At 57.5% G+C, this 20700-nt stretch carries 16 protein-coding genes; 7 read left to right on the top strand and 9 right to left on the bottom strand.

Annotated elements, in window-relative coordinates; translation table 11 throughout:
* The first annotated feature begins 348 nt into the window (after window positions 1–348).
* On the top strand, window positions 349–1044 hold the full coding sequence (locus tag J2D73_RS13735; RefSeq protein WP_207882123.1) for a pesticin C-terminus-like muramidase: 696 nt from the start codon (window positions 349–351) through the stop codon (window positions 1042–1044).
* Window positions 1022–1879 carry a lysozyme inhibitor LprI family protein gene (locus tag J2D73_RS13730; RefSeq protein ID WP_207882121.1) on the top strand — a complete coding sequence of 286 codons (858 nt, stop codon included), beginning with the start codon at window positions 1022–1024 and terminating at the stop codon, window positions 1877–1879. Before J2D73_RS13735 ends, J2D73_RS13730 begins: the two co-directional genes overlap by 23 nt.
* Before the next feature lie 19 nt (window positions 1880–1898).
* Here the strand turns inward: J2D73_RS13730 and J2D73_RS13725 are convergent, their stop codons facing one another.
* Window positions 1899–2690 carry an MBL fold metallo-hydrolase gene (locus tag J2D73_RS13725; RefSeq protein WP_207882119.1) on the bottom strand — a complete coding sequence of 264 codons (792 nt, stop codon included), beginning with the start codon at window positions 2688–2690 and terminating at the stop codon, window positions 1899–1901.
* 210 nt (window positions 2691–2900) lie between these two features.
* Between J2D73_RS13725 and J2D73_RS13720 the strand changes: the two genes are divergently transcribed.
* The 4 genes from J2D73_RS13720 to J2D73_RS13705 all read left to right on the top strand — a co-directional run bounded on the left by J2D73_RS13720 (window position 2901) and on the right by J2D73_RS13705 (window position 8506).
* Window positions 2901–3389, top strand: coding sequence for a DUF2938 family protein (locus J2D73_RS13720; RefSeq protein WP_207882117.1), 489 nt, complete (start codon window positions 2901–2903; stop codon window positions 3387–3389).
* A 168-nt stretch (window positions 3390–3557) separates the two neighbouring features.
* The gene (locus J2D73_RS13715) at window positions 3558–4460 is read left to right on the top strand and encodes a glycine--tRNA ligase subunit alpha (protein ID WP_207882115.1); all 903 of its coding nucleotides are present in this window, start codon (window positions 3558–3560) and stop codon (window positions 4458–4460) included.
* 3 nt (window positions 4461–4463) lie between these two features.
* On the top strand, window positions 4464–6551 hold the full coding sequence (glyS, locus tag J2D73_RS13710) for a glycine--tRNA ligase subunit beta (RefSeq protein ID WP_207882113.1): 2088 nt from the start codon (window positions 4464–4466) through the stop codon (window positions 6549–6551).
* A gap of 476 nt (window positions 6552–7027) precedes the next feature.
* Window positions 7028–8506, top strand: coding sequence for a replicative DNA helicase (locus J2D73_RS13705; RefSeq protein WP_207882148.1), 1479 nt, complete (start codon window positions 7028–7030; stop codon window positions 8504–8506).
* Window positions 8507–9091: 585 nt separating this feature from the next.
* Here J2D73_RS13705 and J2D73_RS13700 read toward each other — a convergent pair.
* Together J2D73_RS13700 and J2D73_RS13695 are read right to left on the bottom strand one after the other, a co-directional pair.
* Window positions 9092–10207, bottom strand: a complete 1116-nt coding sequence (locus tag J2D73_RS13700; protein ID WP_341535095.1) for a hypothetical protein — start codon at window positions 10205–10207, stop codon at window positions 9092–9094.
* 210 nt (window positions 10208–10417) lie between these two features.
* Entirely contained in the window at window positions 10418–11101 is a 684-nt protein-coding gene (locus J2D73_RS13695; RefSeq protein ID WP_086643207.1) for a Fe2+-dependent dioxygenase, read from the bottom strand.
* Window positions 11102–11330: 229 nt separating this feature from the next.
* On the opposite strand from J2D73_RS13695, the gene J2D73_RS13690 reads away from it, so the two are divergent.
* Window positions 11331–13070: a Na/Pi cotransporter family protein gene (locus J2D73_RS13690; RefSeq protein WP_207882111.1), complete on the top strand. Its 1740-nt coding sequence runs from the start codon at window positions 11331–11333 to the stop codon at window positions 13068–13070.
* Window positions 13071–13281: 211 nt separating this feature from the next.
* Here the strand turns inward: J2D73_RS13690 and J2D73_RS13685 are convergent, their stop codons facing one another.
* The 6 genes from J2D73_RS13685 to J2D73_RS13660 form a co-directional block, all read right to left on the bottom strand.
* Window positions 13282–15162, bottom strand: coding sequence for an NAD(P)-binding protein (locus J2D73_RS13685; RefSeq protein ID WP_207882109.1), 1881 nt, complete (start codon window positions 15160–15162; stop codon window positions 13282–13284).
* Between the two features lie 45 nt (window positions 15163–15207).
* Window positions 15208–17211, bottom strand: a complete 2004-nt coding sequence (locus tag J2D73_RS13680; RefSeq protein ID WP_243429950.1) for an NAD(P)/FAD-dependent oxidoreductase — start codon at window positions 17209–17211, stop codon at window positions 15208–15210.
* 313 nt (window positions 17212–17524) lie between these two features.
* Window positions 17525–17731, bottom strand: coding sequence for a TOBE domain-containing protein (locus J2D73_RS13675; RefSeq protein ID WP_207882107.1), 207 nt, complete (start codon window positions 17729–17731; stop codon window positions 17525–17527).
* A 156-nt stretch (window positions 17732–17887) separates the two neighbouring features.
* Window positions 17888–18112, bottom strand: coding sequence for a hypothetical protein (locus J2D73_RS13670; protein ID WP_207882105.1), 225 nt, complete (start codon window positions 18110–18112; stop codon window positions 17888–17890).
* 502 nt (window positions 18113–18614) lie between these two features.
* Complete coding sequence (locus J2D73_RS13665) at window positions 18615–20066, bottom strand: S41 family peptidase (RefSeq protein WP_207882103.1); 1452 nt, start codon at window positions 20064–20066, stop codon at window positions 18615–18617.
* A gap of 325 nt (window positions 20067–20391) precedes the next feature.
* The gene (locus tag J2D73_RS13660; RefSeq protein ID WP_207882101.1) at window positions 20392–20685 is read right to left on the bottom strand and encodes a hypothetical protein; all 294 of its coding nucleotides are present in this window, start codon (window positions 20683–20685) and stop codon (window positions 20392–20394) included.
* Window positions 20686–20700: the final 15 nt, after the last annotated feature.

The following is a 20700-nucleotide window of genomic DNA, read 5'->3' as shown; positions in this document are numbered from 1 at the left end:
GTCCACATCCAGAGCTTGAATCACATCAGACCGATTTTCCAAACAGGCTCTTAAAGCTCACCTTGTTCATGCCCATGGTCACGGCTTACAGAGGATAGTCATTGGGACAGGTCTTCTTCCTCCGGCCTGGCGCGCAGTAACGCGGCGATTCGCCTCGCCTGTCGATGTACAGAATTTTATGAATGCCCTCGGTCTTCGGGCTGATACGGTTCTCGCCTTACAGACAATCTACAGACAATCTACAGGCAACTGGCGCCAGCGCATCAGCCGACCGACCGCGCTACGCTTCTGCGAGAAATAGGTAACGCCATAATATGCGGGCAGGCTTGGGTCCTCGAAGCCCGCCGTATGAAAAGCAGATTCTCCACAAAGACCAGTGAACAGGCTTTTGCGGTTATAAACCCGAAACTGGGAACTAATATAAATTTTCAATTTATAGCAAATGCAGAAGGCGATCAGTGGTTAAGAGGTTATGTGCCGATGCAGCACGGAGTCGTCATTGGCCATAGCGGTATGACGGTTGCATCAGGTTTCGATTTAGGTCAATGGAGCGTCGGTGATATGAAAAAGCAGGGTTTATCAGGACCTCTGCTAGAAAAAATACAACCATTTGCAAATCATAAAATGTTTGGAATGACAAAGGCACAAGTGGTGGCTTTAATCGCTACGCTTGGTCCGGTTCCTGTTCTCACCAAGGATGAGGCCGATATTTGCGATATGGTCATTTTCACTTCTATAACGAATGCCGCAAAAACATCGTGGGACACTCAAGCTAAAAATAAAAATGGCGTGCCGCTATTCGCAGCGCTGCCTCAAGGTTGGCAAACTGTTTGGGTATCAAGATTCTACCAAGAGGGAGGGAATCCCAAATTTTCAAGCGCCATTAATTTCAGGAGCAACGCATTGGCAGGTAATTGGCAGGATGCAATTGAGGCACTCAACTCCTATACGAAATACCGGGACAGAATTACCTCGGAAATAAATTTCCTCAAACAAAAAATACCGCCAAACATTCCTGTGAATGATATTAGAGAAAGTTTGTAAAAAATTGAATAGTTTTATAAAAAAAATTGAGGAAGAAATGCCTGGTATTCGTGGAAAAATATCCGCATATATACTAGCCTATGGAATGATGATGTTGCTTTGGAACGCTTCGGCGTGGGCAATCAATTGTTCAAAAGCATCCAGTTCTGTAGAAAAAACAATCTGCGAAAATTCGAATTTGATGAAAAATGATAAGGAAATTTCTGATAATTATCAAACTCTTTTAAAAATGTCCTCGCCGAAAACAGCAGATGCCCTGCGCGCCCAGCAACGGCGTTGGGTGCAAGGACGTGACGCCCAGTGCCGTCAGAACGCCACAGCTACCTGTTTGATGCCCCTCTATAACAATCGCCTAGATGAATTGACCGCCATGCTTAGCTCGGCCGGGACACAAGAAGACGGCTTGCTTGATACATTGAACCCTACGATCCTTCGTGGTCATTGGGTGGTGGAGCCATTGCAACGAAAAGTGGGAGAACGCGACATCTCCTCGGAAGATGAAATCGAGCAACTGTCGAAACAACATCTTCCGAAAGCGGGAGATCAGATTACAGCGACACCTGAGGGGCTATGCGTCGGCGATAACCCCTGTGAAGCCGTAAGCTGGTCGAAATCGACAGTCGGATCGTTGATAGGAGCTGGTCGATATGAGGAGGACTTCCATCTGCGTCCTGAGCAAGATGTTTACTCCGGGCGTGTATTCGGAAAATGGAGCTCGCCGATCATACTCGTTCCAGAATCAAACGACGACATGCAGGCTATCGCCGGTATCTGTGCAACAGGAGGAGAACGCTGCTGGAACAGTTTCCAACCATGGCGCACGAAAATAAAGTAAGTCCGGCGCCTCGCCGCTTTCACCTCACCCTCCAGCCCCTGTCCCCTCGCTCCGCCTCCCCCCGCAACTCCAGCTCATCCAGCATAGCCCCCAGCATTTCCGCAGACGCCCGGCGCAGCTTGTCCGGCATTGCGCCGTAAAGCTCGTCGCGCAACTCTTCCTCGCTGCGCCACTCTCGCGTCAGAATCCCGCGCGTCTGCTGGATCTTGCGCTGGCGCGCACGGATCAGCCCCTGCACGAAGCCCTCCGGTTCGGTGATGGTCGGGCCATGGGCGCTGAAGATTGCCTCATACCCGGCGGACAACACCGATTGCAGGCTGTCGAGATACAGCCGCATGTCGCCATGGGGCGAACGCGGAACAACAGTGGTCGACCACCCCATGATATGGTCGCCGGACAGCAAACGCCCGCCCCCGATATCGAGGCACACATGGTCCATCGAATGGCCGGGCGTCTTCACAAGCCGCAGGCCGGGCGTATGGAACGCGTCGACGTCCAGCCCGTGCGCGCCGCCATAGACCGTGGCGCCGCTCATCTGCGCGAGGGTCGCGGCCCCGGCCTCGTGGTCGTGATGCCAGTGTGTGACGAAGATGGCGGGCGTCCCTCCGCCACAGGCGTCGAGCACGGCGCGCAGGTGCTCCGGGTCGTCCGGCCCCGGATCGAGCACCACCTTTCCCTCCGGCGTGTCGATCAGCCATGTGTTGGTGCCGTGATAGGTCATCGGGCCGGGGTTGCGCGCGACGATGCGGGTCAGGCCCTCGCTTTCGACGATCGGGCGACCGTATTCCGGTGTCGGCTCAAGGTATTTCATGGAATCCGCAGGCCTGTTGAAAACGCGCCGCGTTAATTAGGGGCAGGTTTCCGGTTTTGCATAGGGTTCGGGCGCGTTGCAGCGCCGCGATCACCAGACGTTGAGGTTGTCGGACTGCGAAAGGCGCGCTGCGGTATGGCGCAATCGGGGATGCGGACGTTACCCTTCCGGTTCGGATCGCGAACACGCTTCACCGTCAGAGGACACGCAGTGCAGACATTCCTTTTCATAATGGTGGTCGGCGTCGGGTCGACGCTGGCGCTCGACCTGTGGGGTCTGATCGCAAGAAAAATGGGTTGGCTGCCCGGCGCGCACTGGCCGTCGGTGGGACGCTGGCTTCTTGGCCTTCCGGCGGGACGGTTCTTCTTTGACGGGAAGAATGCAGCCCCCAACACGACGACGGAGAGCGTTCTGGGCTGGGCGTTCCATTATGCCGTCGGTCTGGCGTACGCGGCGATGCTGCCTTTGTTCTGGGGCGCGGACTTTATTCGTGATCCGGGGCTCGGCCCGTGTCTGGTCATAGGGCTGGGTGTCAGCACCGTTGCGGGCCTGGGGTTCTTTATGCCCGCGATGGGTGGTGGCCTGCTTGCGCGCAAGACGCCGTCGCCGCCGATGACGATAGCGTATGTGCTGGTTGCTCATGCGGTTTTCGCGCTGGCCCAGTTTGCTCTGGCTTTGGGCGTCGCTGCGGCGATGTGACGAGAGGCGACGATCCGTCGAACGGCAGGTCCGCGCGGCGGCGTGGCCGCCTGATGAGGCTCCCTGGCGGCGGGTAAGCGCGGAGGGCGCGCCGCCTCGCCTTTTCGTCTCCGGGCGGCGGCTGTATGGTGCGCCCTCCTTGCACCCATACCGGAGCTTGCCTGCCCAATGGACCCGGCGTCACCCCGCCTCACCGACAGACCGCTGTCTTTTCAGGATCTGATCCTGACCCTTCACCGTTTCTGGTCGGAACGAGGTTGCGCCATTCTCCAGCCGTATGACGTGGAGGTCGGCGCGGGCACGCTGTCGCCGCACACCACGCTGCGCGCGTTGGGCGATACGCCCTGGAAGGCCGCTTATGTGCAGCCCTGCCGCCGTCCGTCCGACGGGCGTTATGGCGAGAACCCGAACCGTTTGCAGCATTATTACCAGTATCAGGTGTTGCTGAAGCCGACGCCGGCAGAAAGCCAGCAACTGCTGCTCGACAGCTACCGCGCCATCGGCATCGACCCGGACCTGCACGACATCCGTTTCGTCGAGGACGACTGGGAGAATCCCACGATCGGCGCATGGGGACTGGGCTGGGAAGTCTGGTGCGACGGCATGGAGGTGACGCAGTTCACCTATTTCCAGCAGGTGGGCGGCATTCCGGTCACCGTGCCCTCGACCGAACTGACCTACGGGCTGGAGCGTCTGGCCATGTACGTGCAGGGCGTGGAGAACGTCTACGATCTGGACTTCAACGGCGCCGGGCTGAAATACGGCGACGTGTTCCTGCGGGCCGAGCGCGAGTACTCGCGACACAATTTCGAACTGGCCGACACCTCCATCCTGCACCAGCACTTCATCGATGCGGAGAAGCAGTCGGTGGCGCTTGCGGAAGCGGGCGTGGCGCAGCCCGCCTATGACCAGTGCCTGAAGGCCAGCCATCTGTTCAACCTGCTCGACGCGCGTGGCGTGATCAGCGTGAGCGAGCGCGCGTCCTATATCGGGCGCGTTCGCACGCTTGCGAAACTGTGCTGCGAGACCTGGCTGGCTGGTGAGTCCGCCCATACGAAGGGCGAGGGCTGAGTCATGGCCGAACTTCTGCTTGAACTGTTTTCCGAAGAAATCCCGGCTCGTATGCAAGAAGCGGCGGGCGAGGAGCTGACGCGGCTTGTCACGAAGGCGCTCGCGCCCCTGAACCCGCGCGACGCGCGCAGCTTCACCGGCCCGCGCCGCATCGCGCTGGCATGCACCGTTGACGCCGAAGTGCCGTCGCAGACGGTGTCGGAGCGCGGCCCGCGTGAGACCGCGCCGGAGCAGGCGCTGGCGGGTTTCCTGCGCAAGCACGGCGCGACGAAGGACGAACTTGTCGCCGAGGGCGGCTTCTGGGTGCTCAACCGCCAGACGCCCGCCATCGCCGCGTCGCCTTACGTCGCGGAGCGCGTGGCGGGGCTGCTGCGGCAGTTCGCATGGCCGAAATCCATGCGCTGGGGCTCGGGCAGCGGCTTCACCTGGGTACGCCCCCTGCGCCGCATCCTGTGCCTGCTGGACGGCGCCATCGTCCCGTTCTCTCTGGCGACCAATGAAGGCGGTGCCGAGGACGCGGCGCATGACCTGCGCAGCAGCGACCTGACCGAAGGGCATCGCTTCTGGCCGGTCGGCGTGCGTAGCGCGGAGCCATTCGCGGTGCGCGACGCCGCAAGCTGGGCGCAGGGCCTGCGGGAGCGCCGGGTGCTGGTGGACGCGGCGGAGCGTCGGCAGGCAATCGTGACTGGCGTGAACGAACTGGCGCGTGAAGAGGGGCTGACCGTCGTGACCGATCCCGGCCTGGTGGACGAGGTCGCGGGTCTGGTCGAATGGCCGGTTCCGCTTCTGGGGCGCATCGACGAGGAGTTCATGGGCCTCCCGCCGGAGGTCATGCAGGTCTCGATGCGTGTGAACCAGCGCTATTTCGCGCTGCGCCACAGCGACGGAAGCGCTGCGCCGCGCTTCGCCTTCGTCGCCAATATCGAACCGATTGACGGCGGCGCGCAGGTCATCGCGGGCAACGAACGCGTGCTGCGCGCGCGTTTCTCCGACGCGCGTCATTTCTGGGATCTGGATCGCAAGCGCACGCTGGAATCCCGCGTCGCGGATCTCGACGCCGTGACGTTCCACGCAAGCCTTGGCAGTCAGGGCGCGCGCGTCGCCCGTCTGGTGCGGCTGGCGCGGCTGATCGCGCCGATGATCGGGGCGGACGCCGAACAGGCGGCCCGCGCGGCCCTGCTGGCGAAGGCCGATCTGCTGACCGGCATGGTCGGGGAATTCCCGGAGCTTCAGGGCGTGATGGGCGGGTATTACGCTCGCCATGATGGCGAGGCCGTCGCCGTCTGCGCCGCCGTGGCCGAGCACTACCAGCCGCGCGGCCCGTCCGACAGCGTGCCGACGGCGCCGGTGTCCGTGGCGGCAGCGCTCGCCGACCGGTTCGACATGCTTGCGGGTTTCTTCGCCGCCGGCGCGAAGCCGGGCGGGTCAGGCGATCCGTATGGCCTACGCCGCGCCGCGCTGGGCGTGATCAATCTGATCCGCACCAACGGCTTGCGTCTGGATCTTGTCGCGCTGTTCGTGGCCGCCGCCGAAGCGTTGCCGGAGGCGTTGCGCGACGCGCCCGATCTGGATCTCCTGCCGGGCTTCATCGCGGAACGCCTGCGTGTGCAGCTTCGCAGCGAGGGTGCGCGTCACGACATTCTTGCAGCGATTTCGGCGGGCAACACCGACACCGACATCACGCGCCTGCTGGCGCGCACTGACGCTCTGGCGTCGATGCTGGAGACCGAGGACGGTCGCAACCTGCTGGCTGCGACGAAGCGCGCCGCCAACATCCTCCGCATCGAAGACAGGAAGGATGGTCCGCACGAGGGCGCGCCCGATGCGTCTTTGTATAGCCAGCCGGAGGAGCGCGCGCTGGCGGAGGCTTTGTCGCGCGTGATCCCGGCGGTCGAGGCGGCGATTGCGGAAGAGCGCTTCAGCGACGCGATGCGCGACGTGGCGGGCCTGCGTCCGGTTCTGGACACGTTCTTCGAGTCTGTGACGGTCAACGCCGATGATGCGGCGGTTCGGGTCAACAGGCTGCGGCTGTTGTCGGAGCTTGCGCGCATGACACGGCTGATCGCCGATTTCGGGCAGATCGACGGGTAGGGAGCATTCAGGGGGAGCAGGTTTCGGGGCTTTGCCCCGCTCCCCACAAAGGGACGTGGTCCCTTTGATCCCTGTTTGTTCAGAGGAGAACTCTCTTAGGGCTATTGCCATTCTCGTTTGTAAGCCGGTTGCGGGGCGTTTTTTAGCCGCTGGCGCCGCAAGGCCCAGTCCTGACCGGATGCCCCCGGTTTTATCGCGCTTCGCGGACCGGGTTTTGGGCGGCTCCGCCGCACGAGAACGAGCATCCGAGTGGCATAGTGCGCCGTTCGCGTCGTCGTGGGGCTGCGAAGGCGGGTATATTTGTCCATCTCCTGCCGGAGAGTCAGCAATAACGGCGCCCCCGAAGCGCCGGGCCTGCGCGGCCCCTCTTGAAACACTCTTAAGCCCTGCGTAACCCACCCTCCGGGTGTTATGCTCAGGAGGTGACCATTCTCGACTCCCCCGATTCCGCCGCCCCGTCGTCTCAGGACGGCGGCATGCTGGGCGTCTCCCTGCGTCAGCCTCCGGCCAACCCGGACGCGGAGCAGGCTCTGCTCGGCGCCCTGCTGACCAACAACCGGGCTTATGACCGTGTTTCGGACTTCCTGACCGGCGCGCATTTCGCCAGCCGCGTGAACGGGGAGATTTATGACGCGATAGCCCGTCGCATCGAGAACGGACAACTCGCCGATCCGGTGACCTTGCGCGCGACGCTGGAGCATTCCGGGTTGCTCGACAGCGTCGGCGGTATGGCCTACCTCGCCAGGCTGCTGACCTCGATGGTCGGCATCATCAACGCTGGCGACTATGGCCGCGCGATCCACGACGCCTGGATACGCCGGCAGCTGATCGATATCGGCGAAGGCATCGTCAACAACGCCTTTGGCGCGACCGAGGGGCTGGATGGCCCCGACCAGATTGCGGCGGGCGAAGAGCAGCTTTTCCGTCTGGCTACCGACAAGGGGCAGGATGGCGGCTTCACAGCGTTCGACCGCGCCCTGACCAATGCGATTCAGGTTGCGGAGAAGGCGTTCAGCAACGCTGGCGACGTTTCCGGCCTGACATCCGGATTACGCGACTTCGACAAGAAAACTGGCGGCCTGCATCCCTCGGACCTGCTGATCCTTGCGGGACGTCCGGCCATGGGCAAGACGGCGCTCGCGACAAAGGTAGCGTTCTCCGCCGCACGCGAGTTATTGCGTCGCGCGCAGGAGCAGGGCGACGGCGTACAGCCTGACGGCGCTGTTGCGATCTTCTCGCTTGAAATGTCGGCGGAGCAGTTGGCTACGCGTATTCTGTCCGAGCAGGCGGAGGTGTCCGGCGAGCGCATCCGCCGTGGCGATATCGGGCAGAAAGAGTTTGACCGTTTCGTGCGCGTCAGCCGCGAACTGGCGCAGCTGCCGCTGATGATCGACGATACGCCGGCGATTTCACTGTCGGCCATGCGTACGCGCTGTCGACGGTTGAAGCGCACCAGGGGGTTGAGTCTCGTGGTGGTCGACTATCTGCAACTCATGCGGCCTGCCGTCGGCACCAAGCCGGAAAGCCGCGTGCTCGAAATTTCGATGATTACGCAGGGGCTGAAGGCGATCGCCAAGGAGTTGGAAGTGCCGGTCATCGCGCTGTCGCAGCTTTCCCGTCAGGTGGAGAGCCGTGAGGACAAGCGCCCAATGCTGTCGGATCTGCGTGAATCCGGCTCGATCGAGCAGGACGCCGACGCGGTGATGTTCGTCTATCGCGATGAATACTACCTGCAGCAGCGTGAACCGAAAGAAACGGCGTTTGATTCCGCCGACAAATACCAGGCGGCGCTGGACGACTGGCGGCGTAAGATGGAGCTTGTGCATAACAAGGCTGAGTTGATTCTTGAGAAACAGCGTCACGGTCCGACTGGCGTTGTGCATCTGTATTTCGAAGGCGAGTTCACGCGTTTCGCGGATCTCGACACGATGCACGACGATTATCCGATGCATTGAGGCGTGTTCGGGTGGCGTTGTCGCCCGAACACGGTTTGCTCGTGGACGTTTACTCACGCATCGGATGGGGCTGAGAGAGTCAGTTTGTGGTCTGCCGTTTCTCTCACGGACGCTGTTGTGGCGTTTCTATGATTTGTTGGGATTTTTCAGAAAATCCCGAGAATTTTCCTATCTTAATTTATAAGTATTCATAATATTTTATTTATTGTGCGTTAAGTTTTCGTATTTTCATCCTGAATTTCGGCCATGATAAATGATGCTTCTTTATCAGGCATATTTCAAAATTTTGTGAAAATTTAGAGCGACCGCAGTCGAGCCAGAATGGTGTCATGCTTTGAGCGTGGCCGAATTCGTATTTGGATAAAGATCTTTTGGATAGCAGAGTCTATTGAAATATTTAATCAATGTATAGTATAAAACTTTATAGGGAAAAAGATATTGCATAGAATGTGAAACCCGTCTGTAAAATGCTTCCACCGCACGTTGCAAGCGTTCTCCACAGAATGGAAGTTTGCATATAGCCGAGCCCGGGTCTCTTGCATGACGCGTGCTACGCAAACAGAAAAGCTATGGAACAAGCCGGGATCAACCGTTCGCCGGGATGGTTACGATTGTGTTCGGCTCCTTGCTTGTCTTGGAGAGTTCGAGAAGTATCTGCAACATCGTGAAAGCCAGTTTGCTGTCATAATCGTTGTCGGCGATCCAATAGTATTTATGATTGTACGTGGTCCATACAAAGACCGAATCAGGTTTTTCATTCGCGACGTGAATCACGACAATGGGACGTTTCTCGTGCCCTGTCAGCCTGATTGTCGGTCGCGTGCGACCGGAGACGATGTCATCCTGCGGAACCTCGATCTGATAGGCGATCTGTCCCAGAACGCCGAGAATTGTCCGGGTCAGAAGGCGAATTTGTCCTGGACGCGGGCGCCCGCCGCCATAAGTGACTTCGACCCGTTCATCGTTCTGGGCCATTCCCAGCAGGCGCCTTACTTCGCGGACGACTCCGGATAAGACCGGATCATCGGACGACATGATGGAGAGGTAGACGCGGTCTGGCTGAGCTTCCATTCCCTGCGTCTGTGGCGTCCTCTCAAGCTGGATGCCAAGCAGGCCGGCAAGCTGCAACGCTCTCAGGTCGGATAGAAGGTCAAAAAATACCGGAGTTCCGCGAGCGTTCTCTCCCCCCATAGGGCCAACGTTGTTGATCAGATTGACTGATTGAACGGACAGTCGAAACAGAACGTCGATGGGCAGTCCGCCCATGACGAGCGGGAGCAGGTTGGCGGGTGGAAGCGGGCGGAGAAAGCTTTCCGCGTAGGCGTCCCCCGTGACCGGCTGGAAGGTGAAGGTCGGACTCTCCTGCAATTGCGCCGCGATGCCGCCGTAAGGCCGCGTTGCGACCGAATAGGTCCCGATGCCGACAGATACGTTGCGCTGTAACTGATATCCGGAAATGAGCTGCGTCGTATCAAGGAATCCCGGAGTGTCCGCGTAGCGCAGTCTTACGACATTCAACAATGTCTGCTGCTTGCTCGCGCTCGTCAGGGCTCTGGAATAATCGCTCTGATCACGGTCGAGCCGTGTCGGGCCGATCTCATAGCACCCACTGAGAAAAAACGCTGTGAGCAATGGCAGAACAGTGTGGATTCGCAACGTTGAGGCCGCCAGTTGTTGTTCGGTCTTTTTGATCGACGGCACAGATATTGACGCCGGGATCGTGTCCCCAAACTACAGCGACATGACATTTGCACAACGCCCTGACCCCCTCTTTCTGAGGCGCGCCGGGTTCTGGATGATGCAGATTTTTCCCAGGGGTGCGAAATGGAAGCGACCAAAAGTCGCCGCCTCGGATTATGTTTTAAACGCACTTTCCCAGACAGCTGAGAGGCTGTGACCGCTCTGGCCCCATTAAAGTTCGGCCCATTGTCGTAGAAGATTATGGTACGTCCCGGTCACCCCGAGCACGCCTTCATGGGAGTCCGGTAGCGATTTGCGGATCTCGATGATCGCCTGATCGAATTCGTACATAAGCGTGCGCTTGCCGTCGTCCTTCACCATGGACTGGGTCCAAAAGAAGGACGCCCAGCGACTGCCCCGCGTGATGAGTTTGACGCTGTGGAGGCTCGTGGACGGGTAGAGGACAAGATCGCCCGCCGGAAGCTTCACGCTATGCTCGCCGTAAGTGTCCCGTATCACCAGTTCGCCGCCGTCATAGTCTTCCGGCGGCGTGAGGAACAGCGTGGAGGACACGTCGGTCCTGATCCGATAGCCTGTTTCGGGTTCGGGGCGGATTGCGTTATCGACATGCGCGTCGAAATACATGCCAGTGTCGTAGCGGTTGAACAGCGGTGGAAAGACGCGCAGCGGCAGGGCGGCGCTGGTGAAGGTCGGGTTTCGGCCAAGCGCCCGCAGCACCAACTCCCCAAGTTCTCTGCATTGAGGTGATTTTTGAGGAATTTGCAGGTTATGTTTGGCTTTCGCTGATTGCTGGCCAGCCGTCGCCTTGCCGTCGCCCCATTCGGCGCTCTCCAGCACGTCCCGGCAGTAGGCGACTTCCTCTGCCGTCAAAACGTTCTTCACATGAACCAGCATCTTCGTCTCCTGCTGCGCCTTGTCGCAAGATCACGTACCTGGATGCGACAATACGCGAACGCGTCTGAATTGCGTTTCTATCGCCTTTGAGCGGCGACATCAAACTCCGGGCGGCAAAGCCGGGACGCTTTCATCTGGACCCATATGGCGTGGACAGGTTTATGATTCGCGGGCAGGCGACGCCACAGCGGCGTCGGTCCATGTATGACGAAGAGAGGAACAGCGCTGGATGGAGCTTTTGACCGCCATCGATCTGGCCGGCAGCGTCGCCCTGCTTCTGTGGGGCGTCCACATGGTGCAGACCGGCGTCAGGCGCACCTTCGGGCCGCGCCTGAACGTGTTTCTCGAGAGAATGCTTCGCGGGCGGTTGCAGGCCTTCGCGACCGGTCTTGGCGTGACGGCTGTCCTTCAATCTTCGACCGCGACCGGGTTGATGATCACCAACATGGCGGCGCGGGCGCACATAGCGCTGTCGGCGTCCCTCGCCGTTATGCTCGGGGCCAATGTCGGCACCACGCTGATCGTGCAGGTGCTCGCGTTCGACGTCACCGCCGTGGCGCCGGCTCTGATTTTGGCGGGCGTCGTGTTGTTTCGCAAAAGCCGGGGGCCGGTGAGGGATTCGGGCCGCGTGTTTATCGGGCTGGGCTTGCTTCTGCTCGCGTTACGCCAGTTCATCGACGTGCTGGAGCCCTATGCGCACCGCCCGGAACTGCAGAACGTGCTTGGCGTCGTTGGCGCGCATCCTCTCGCGGCCGTGTTGCTGGCCGCTGGCGTCACCTGGATGAGTCATTCCTCCGTCGCGACCGTGATGCTGGTGGCGAGCTTTGCGTCGCGGGGCGCGATCGGGCCTGCGACCGCCTTCGCGCTGGTGCTGGGCGCCAATATAGGCACGTCCATCAACCCGGTGCTGGAAAGCGACGCGACCGACGCCGCCACGCGGCGTCTGCCGCTCGGCAATCTCCTGTTGCGCGCGGCGGCTGCAGCGCTGGTTCTGCCGTTTCTCCGACCCCTGGCGGATTGGGTGTCGGGCTGGGAGGGGACTCCACAGCGAAGCGTCGCGGATTTTCACACCGTGTTCAATCTGGCCCTGGCGGTTGTCGCGTTGCCCTTTATCGACCGCTACGCGCGTCTGCTGGAGAAGATGTTTCCCGACCCGCCGCGGCAGGTGACGCTCACGCCCGGCACGCCGCTTTATCTCGATCGGTCGATGCTCGACAATGCGCCGCAGATCGCCGTCGCTAACGCCACGCGCGAAGCCTTGCGCCTTTGCGATCTTCTCGTCGACATCATGGGCGCCCTGCGGGAGTCCCTCATCACGGCAGACGCGCAACCCGCGTTGAGCATCCGGCGTGACGCGGCTTCAATGGGGCAGCTTGGGACCGCGATCCGCAGCTACCTTGTGGCGCTTGACCCGGAATCTGCGACTCAGGACGAATTGACGCGCGCGGAGGATATCCTCGCGTTCTGCACGCAATTGATCCATGCAAGCGACATCGCCGAGCGCAACTTGCTGACTGAAGCGCAGAAACTGGCTCGTCAGCGCATACGTCTGGCGCAGGATCTTCTGACGCCTGTGACGAAGATGATCGACCGAATTCACGTCAATATCGATTCATGTGCAACCATCCTGCTGGGCGGAGACGATGCGATAGCGCGGCGTCTTGCCGCGCAGAAGGACGTATTCCGTGAAATCGAGATGGACGCCACGAACGCCTATTTCGAGCGTCTGCGCCAGACGCAGCAGGCCGCGGGTGTTCGGTCCGACGCGGCGCCTTCGGCTCACGACCCCGGAGAAGCGCAGCTGGATCTGTTGCGGGATTTGAAGCGAGTAAACTCCCACATCGTTGCCGCGGCCGCCTACCCGCGTCTCGCCGAGCAGGGCGCGCTGTTGCCCAGCCGCGTGCAGCCCCCTCTGGCTGATGAAGGAAAGGTGGAAGTGAAGACTATTCTGGAGGGGAAGGAGTCTTGAACGCCGGGCGATGAAGTTTTTTGCGTTTCCCAAAACTCTGGTGCTGTATGCGTCAGAATTTTGTGGACGACGACAGCCTGCTGCCTTCAAGCAGGTCTTATTCGATCACGAGTTCAAAGTTTGACTTTTCTAAAAATAGATTCGTATGACAAGCGACAGTCGCACTCGTGATCAGACGCGCCAGAGAACGATCTATTCTGTGTTGCGAGCGTCAATCATAACCCCGGCTTGCGAGACTCTCCTGCACAGCCCGCTCCGCCTCGTCTATGGCGATGTTGGTGAACGCCGCCGCGCCGGAATCTGCGTTGGCGATGGCGATCCGCCCAAAAGGCTTTCGGCCTATGACATGCGGTTGCTCGGCGTCGGGAAAAGTGGGGTCGCCAAGAGTGTCGTAGGTATAGGCGTAACCGTGGGGCCATCGGTTGACGGTGATTGCGAGAATATCCTGCTTTTCGTCGAAGCCGTATGAGCCGAACGTTCTTTGGAGTTGCGCGCGCGTTTCGGATTCGATGGTTTCGAAGGACGTCGCCAACATTTCCTGACGTCCCATCCGGTTTTGATCTTTTCTCGGGTGGCCGGGAAAATTTGGATTGCGTAACATATGAAGAGTCGCGGGTTCATCCACTGCGCCGACACTTTCGTAATCGCCGAGCTGCAGTGGCGTATCGAGTAAAAGATGCTGGTAATAGCCATGAGGCGCCATGACGGTGTTGACCCCGGCGGATTTCCAGGCGCGCCAGTTCCGCAAAAGGACGCTGGTGTACATCATGGGCACTTTTGACGGGTATTTCAGCGCCTGCTTCTGCGATTCGGGCAATTGCGGTGCTATGTAAGGAATGATGTTGTTAAAGCAGGCGAGAATTACATTCGCGGCTTTCGCCTCGTAACGTTGGTCGTCCGACCCGTCCGGCTTCTGATAAACCACGCGCACGGGGTGAATGGATCCAGAGGCGTTTTCGACAACGGAGGCGTCGCCGACATGCTCTACGCGAACGACCATCTGTTTCAGCCGAATGCGTACAGGTTGATCAGGACGATCCAGATGGCTGTAGTCGGCGGTGGCCGTCACGATGCTATCCATGGTCTGCGGTGCGCCGAAAACTTTCGGGACCAGCCGCGCGACGAGGAGCCGAGCTATCGACGCGTTTCCGTCAGGAAAATGGAAAAAATCTGCCTCTTCAAGCGGGTCCTGCTCGACTTCCATTCCGGCGAAACCCGGCGCGCCGCCGCGCATGGCCATGAACGCAGGACATGTGTCGATGCGCATGTTGTTGCGATATCCCACGCCGTCAAAGAAAGAAACTGCCTGATCTGGCAATTTTGCGTATTTGCGTAGAAACGTTTCATAACTCATTGCCTCAAGACGCTTGCGGCGTTCGTGTGGCGTCATGCCCGGCATAAAGTTCGTGTTGGCGTCATACAAGCGCAAAAGCGCCGTTTTCGACGCGAAATCCAGAGGTGCGGCGTCCCAAAATGCGGCGGTCGGCGCTTCTTCATGGTTGAAACCGGGAACGAGACTATCCGCAGTGAAGTGCTCGCGGTCGAAAAATACGCCCGATCCCATGCCAGCAAAGGTTTTCCGCTGCACGACGTCTTTCCACCGGGACGGCGTCACGCCAAGTTCGGTAAGGAGCGATTTGGCGGTGAAACTGTAGGGAAATGGCGTTTCGATGCTCATTGTCCCGCCATAGGACAAATACATGCGGCCTTTGTGGAGGAACTCGTTACGCTTGGCGTGACCGCCAAAATCGTCATGATTGTCCAGAACCAGAATGCGCGCTTTCGGACCAAGAGCCTTCTGGTAAAACAGGGCGGAACTCAGCCCTGAGATGCCGCCGCCGACAACAATAAGGTCGTAATGTTCGCCGGTACTTTTCGCGGATACAGGGCCGTTGAAATGACCGTCTCTCGCGGCGTGAGCGATTTCAAACGAACCGGGGTATTGCCCCCTTAGCCCAGTTCGCAACGGCGGATATGTCGATGCGTCTGACGGCGCCGCTGCGGTAGCGGGCTTGCCCGAAAGAAGCGCGGCGAGCGTTGCGCCCGAAACACCGTGCACGAAGTCTCTTCGGGTGATATCAAATTTTGTCATATCGTTCTTTCGATCAGTACGCGAAACCGACGTGCGCAATAGTCTTCAAAATGTGGACGGACCCGGCGTTGCAGAAACAAAGGGAAACGCTTCACGCTCAAGCAGTTCGACCACCGCGCGATGCGCGGCTTCGAAAGCTGCGTCGGTATGGGGGCTGGCCGCGGAATCGGAGTTTGCGATGGCGACGCGACCAAACGGTTGACGCGCTGCGACACAGGGACGCTCGTCTGTTTCGGTAAAGACCCAGTTCAGAGGTTCGTAAAGGCTGTTATAGGTGTAGGCGTAGCCGTGGGGCCAGCGATTGACGGTGATGGCGGCTATGTCGCGGTCCGCGTCGAAACCGCCAGATCCAAGGAGTCTCTGCAATTGAGAGCGGATTTCGCGTTCGAATGTCTCAAATGGCGTGGCGAGCAGCGCCGCCCGACCGGCGCGGTGCTGATCGCGCTTGGTCGGGAGTCCGGGTGCGTCGAACGTCTTGATCATACGCACGACGATCGGCCGATCCGGGTTGGTCGGCGCTTTCAGAGCGCCCAGAGAGGCAGGTTCGGCGATCTGCACCTGCTCGAAATACATGTTCGGACTGTCAATGTCCGACACGCCGAGTTTGTGAAATGCACGCCAGTTACGCAGGGCGACGTTGGCGTAGACGATCGGCCCCTTTACCCCGTAGGCGAGCGCCTTTTTCTGTGCGTCCGGCAGAGTGGGGATCAGATACGGGATGAACATGTTCCAGCACGCCATCACGACCTGTCGCCCGCGCACTTTTCGTATGGCCGTCGGGTGAGGTTCTGAGGCGGGACAACACAGGACCGACACAGCCTCCGCGCTCTCCGTCGGACCGTCATGGACGACGTTCAGCGCCAGCGTGGACAACCGGATGCGGACCTTGTTCGACGCCCGGTCAAGCGCCATGTAGTCGAAATCGGCTGTGCCCATAGCGTTCTGACCACGCGCCGTCGTCGCCTCGGGGATCAGGGACGCGACGAGCAGGCGAGCGAGCGTGGCGTTGCCGTCAGGGAAATGAACGGAGCGATCGGTCTCGGTCTGGCGTCCATGCTCGCCGCCGGGCAGATCGGAGAGAAGGCCCTCGGGCATGACGCCCAGACCAAGGCCGGAGAAACCGGGATATCCCATCGCCCAGGCGAACAGGGCGGGCATGGCGTCCGCGCCGACGCAGAAGACCCCCGCTCCAGCCTTGCGAAACATGCGCGCCACAGTGGGGTCGACCTTTACGTAGTCCAGCAGATATCTATCGTAGGCAAGCGTCGCGAGCCGTTTCTTTTTTTCTGCGACGGCGACGCCGGGCATGTAGTCCGGCTGCGTCCTCGCCAACAGGCGCTCAAGGTCCTTCCGGGCGCGGGGGCTGAGCGGCGCCTGAGCGATCGCTGCGGCGTCGAGGCTCGGCCAAGGCGCGTCGCGACGTGAACCTCTGCGAGCCATACGATCCGCGGACCAACCTTCGCGATCGAAGAAAAATGCGGGCTTCATGCCAAGAGTCTCATAAAGAGAGTCCTGAGGGGCGTTTTCGCGCTCGTAAGCGGAGAGGTCGACACCGATGTCGTTCAGAATCGAACGCGCCCATTCGTTGTAGCGCTCGGGAGACTCGATCTCCAGCGTTCCCCCATTGAGAACAATCTTGTGTCCGTCAACGTCAAATTCGTTACGTTTTGCATGACCGCCGAAATCGTCGTGATTCTCCACGATCAAAACGGTTTTGTCAGTTCCCGCGTATCGACGAAAGAAATGCGCCGCCGCAAGGCCGCTCAACCCACCGCCGACGATCACGAGATCGTAGAGTTCGCCTGTGTCACGAACGCTTTCTGGCTTGAGCGCGCCGTCTCGCAACGCATGCGCGGCTTCGAACGCGCCCGGGTGGCTGCCGCGCAGGCCTGTTTCTTGCGGCGGAGGGATAAAAATTCCGCCTTCCGCAGCGCGGCCCGGTATCGATGGTGCGGTGGCGATGGCTGCGACGCCGTTAATAAAATCGCGGCGACTGATGCTGGGCCATTTTCTGGCGGTCGGCATGTCGTCCGACGCAGGCAAAGTCATTCGGTTCTCCACCCTGCCAGGCGATTTTTCCGTTACGCAGGTAGTTTCGATTCAGAAAACCTGCTGGATACCTGGCTCCACAAGATTTTCATTGGCCGCAGCAAATCAGGCGCGAAGCCATGAGGGTTTCGATCACACTTTATAGTCATGCTAAAATCGCAACGAAATGCGTGCAAGCGAATTTTCCGCACGCAGCTCCTGGCCCTCCCCTCTCATGGCCCCGTGCGATTATCGCCCCTATCACAGTGCCCTGATCAGGAGAGCCCTGCGTGTTCGGCGAACACGACCTTCATTCTGATGGCGGCGACCGCGGCTATTCGACGGCCACCATGACGTCCGAGGCCTTGATGACTGCGAACGCAGCCGCCCCTTCCGTCAGGCCGAGCTCCTCGACGGCTTCGTTGGTGATCGACGCCATGACGGAAGCGCCGCCAATGTCGATCGTGACATGCGACGTCGTGGCGCCTTTGACGATTTTGGAGATGGTCCCCTTGATCTGGTTCCGTGCGCTCAGTTTCATCGGTTAATCCTTTCAACGCTCAGGAGTGACGGCGACGCTGCAGGCGTCGTTCGGTAGGAGGAGCGTATATCATCGCAGAGGGAGCGTATATTGCGATGCGTTGTCGTAGAGCGGGAAATGAACGGGGTATGGCCGTGTATCTGCAAACGTCGCGGGTCAGCGTCGGTTGATCTTGCTGAAGGAGTTGCAAGGATTGGGCGCGCGCGTGTCGCTGCCGCGGTGAATTTTATAGGAGCGGCGAAAGCTCTGATCGACGTGTTCGCGCGCACAGCCGGAGATTTCGTCGCGCCCGGCTTCGGCTTCCAATTCCTGATGTAGATTAAACAGGACGTCGTTCGATGCGTTTCTCTCAGCCGAGGGTGCGCGGCCTGCGGCTTTCATGAGAGAAGGGCTCGCCGTGCCGAGAAGGGCGTCTACCTACGCTGTCAGGTGGCTTGTGTAGCAAAGCACTGGCGGGGTGTTTCCGGCGTGACTGCCCCTTGTCGCTCAACTGATTGTGGCAAGACCTGCGTCGGCGACGCGTCTTTGTTCGGACTGGGACGACGCTGTCCAACCAGCCAGAGGGACGGAACGCATGATGATCGATGACATGCACCTCGCGGCGAACAAAATCGAGAGGTGCGTGCCGCGTATGACGGCAGGGGCAGCCTGTTTGGCTTTGTCTGGCGGCGAAGCCAGTCGTTGAATTCAGGTGCGGCGATAATTTGTTGCGAGAATGACGGAAGAAAATGGGCGAAATTATTGGAAGCTGGGACCATGAAAGCAACCAACTCATGCAGTTCCTGGCGCAGCTTAACGTCACTCCAGTAACCAGTCGCAGAAACGTCAGAGGTCGGCAATTTTTCGTGGTGTTTATTTTTGCAGAAAACAGCAAACTAAAAAACTATTTTGTTAAATATAATTTAGATAATTCCAAATAAAAATCCGTCTCTTTTTGGTCGGCATTCTGTGAATTTATCACTTGATCTGGAGACACGCCCACCCCTTCAAGCGTCATACCAGAAGGATCTCGATACTCTCCTATTGGCAATACAACTTTACCATTATCTGGAAGAGAGAAAGAACTCGAAGTCAGAACCTGACCACTTGACGTTTCACCAACGATAATAGCTCCTCTATATAAACGTAATATGTCAGATGCGATCTCCGCAGAACTTGCAGTAGCTTTTCCTAACAAGATGACTATCCTCCCAGAATTTATCTTCTGCGAATCTGATGGCGTTTTTTCTGTTATAGTAGTGAACCTTCTGATATCAGAACCTATATTTTTATCTGGACCTAAAAACATGCCCAAAAAGTTTTCTAATACAGAAATCAACCCACCCCGATTGCGCCTAAAATCAATGATTATGTCATTTGAGAGGTATTTAACATTTTCTTGCAACCAATCTAAAGAGTATTTATCAAATCGATCAAACCTAACATACGAGATATTTTTATTAATGACCTTAATATCCCTTTTTCCGAACAATCCATCTTTCACGCACGAGTTTTTTATTTTCATCTTTATTTCTTCATTTGTTTTTTTTGTAAAAACTATATGTGTTTCTTTGCCGCCATTGACGGTTTCGAGAAATTTGACTTTATCACCGATTGATACACGCTCATTTACCGCTTGGCTGTTTGGTATAATATACGATACTTCTGGAAGTTGGGCGTCGCGGCCGGATGTGGAGATAATTCCTAAATTTGGTAAGGTGATATTCCTGTCCGGATTTAAGTTGTATCTCATTTCTGAATATATTTTTTCTATATCTGACAATATGTATGGGTTTTTTCTTATATGAAATTTTCGAATTTTCCCCCCATTGTCATATAATGTCAAAATTATATTTGAAGAGTCGTTCTCTGATGTCTCCGCGGCAACAAAGCGCCAACCAAGACCAATCCCCTGTCCGGAAAGAGGACTCTGTTTGTCCACGCCGATTATTTGTGGTCTAATTATTGAACGAAAAGAAGAAATTACGACACCCGAGCAAATTAAATTAGATGGGCTTATATCCATTCCAGTTGATGCAAATATTATTTTCCCAGTTTTTGAAACAACAGACGGCGGTGGGGTGATATAAAAATGGGAAGAAGGCATAATGTTCAGTATATTACTAAAAGAATAATCATATAAATATTCTGAATTTTTGTTTTTTGGACGAAAATTATTCTCAATATCTGAGAAATTGAAGTTATCATTATTGATTTTATAGTAATTTTCATTTAATGTAACCCAAAATCGTCCGTAAACAAAATCTGCATCAATAAAAACCGCCTTATAAGTCGAAAATAAAACTATTATAAAAATACTGGTAATAATTAAAGAAATTATAAACTTTTTCCTCATAATAAATCCTCGATTAAATTTCTTATTCGTTTTGTATATTAAAGAAAAAAACCTCTATATAGTGTGATTTTGTCCAGAGCAATCTGGGTCACGGTGTCCGCGCATCATCTTGCCGAATGTCTGTTTAATCACCCATGACCACGAGCGGGGGGCGAGCTCGTGTCGCATATGACCGCAGTATGAGCTCAACCGTATATACGAAAAGGTAATGCTGTTCATCACTTGCGATCGATCGTGGGACTTATCTGCGACCAGATAACCTATTCGCGGTTAGCGTCGACGCTCATATGGCCAACTGCTGAAAGATCTGTGAGGGTGAATTCGATTAAGAGCGACGGGCAACTATATCAACTTCCATATGGCGCGTGTGGCCGATGATCTCTCTTGCCTGCGTCACAATCTGGACCTCTGCATCCTGAACCATGATGTTTTGATTGTCGCGGAGGCGACCTGCTTGAGAGGCTTTGCTAGCCGTCCGCTTTTGGTTGCGCATAATTTTAACGTCTTGCATAGTCTGACGCAGAAAGCAGCTTGCGAAACCACCTGTAAACCGTCCGCCATGGATAAAAGTGGGTTGATAGCAACTCCACCCATAGCCTGAATACATACGGCGCTTCATGAAAACCCGCCATTT

Source organism: Acetobacter sacchari, assembly GCF_017377715.1.
Classification (GTDB): Bacteria; Pseudomonadota; Alphaproteobacteria; order Acetobacterales; family Acetobacteraceae; genus Acetobacter; species Acetobacter sacchari.
This window is presented reverse-complemented; position numbering and strand designations above follow the sequence as displayed.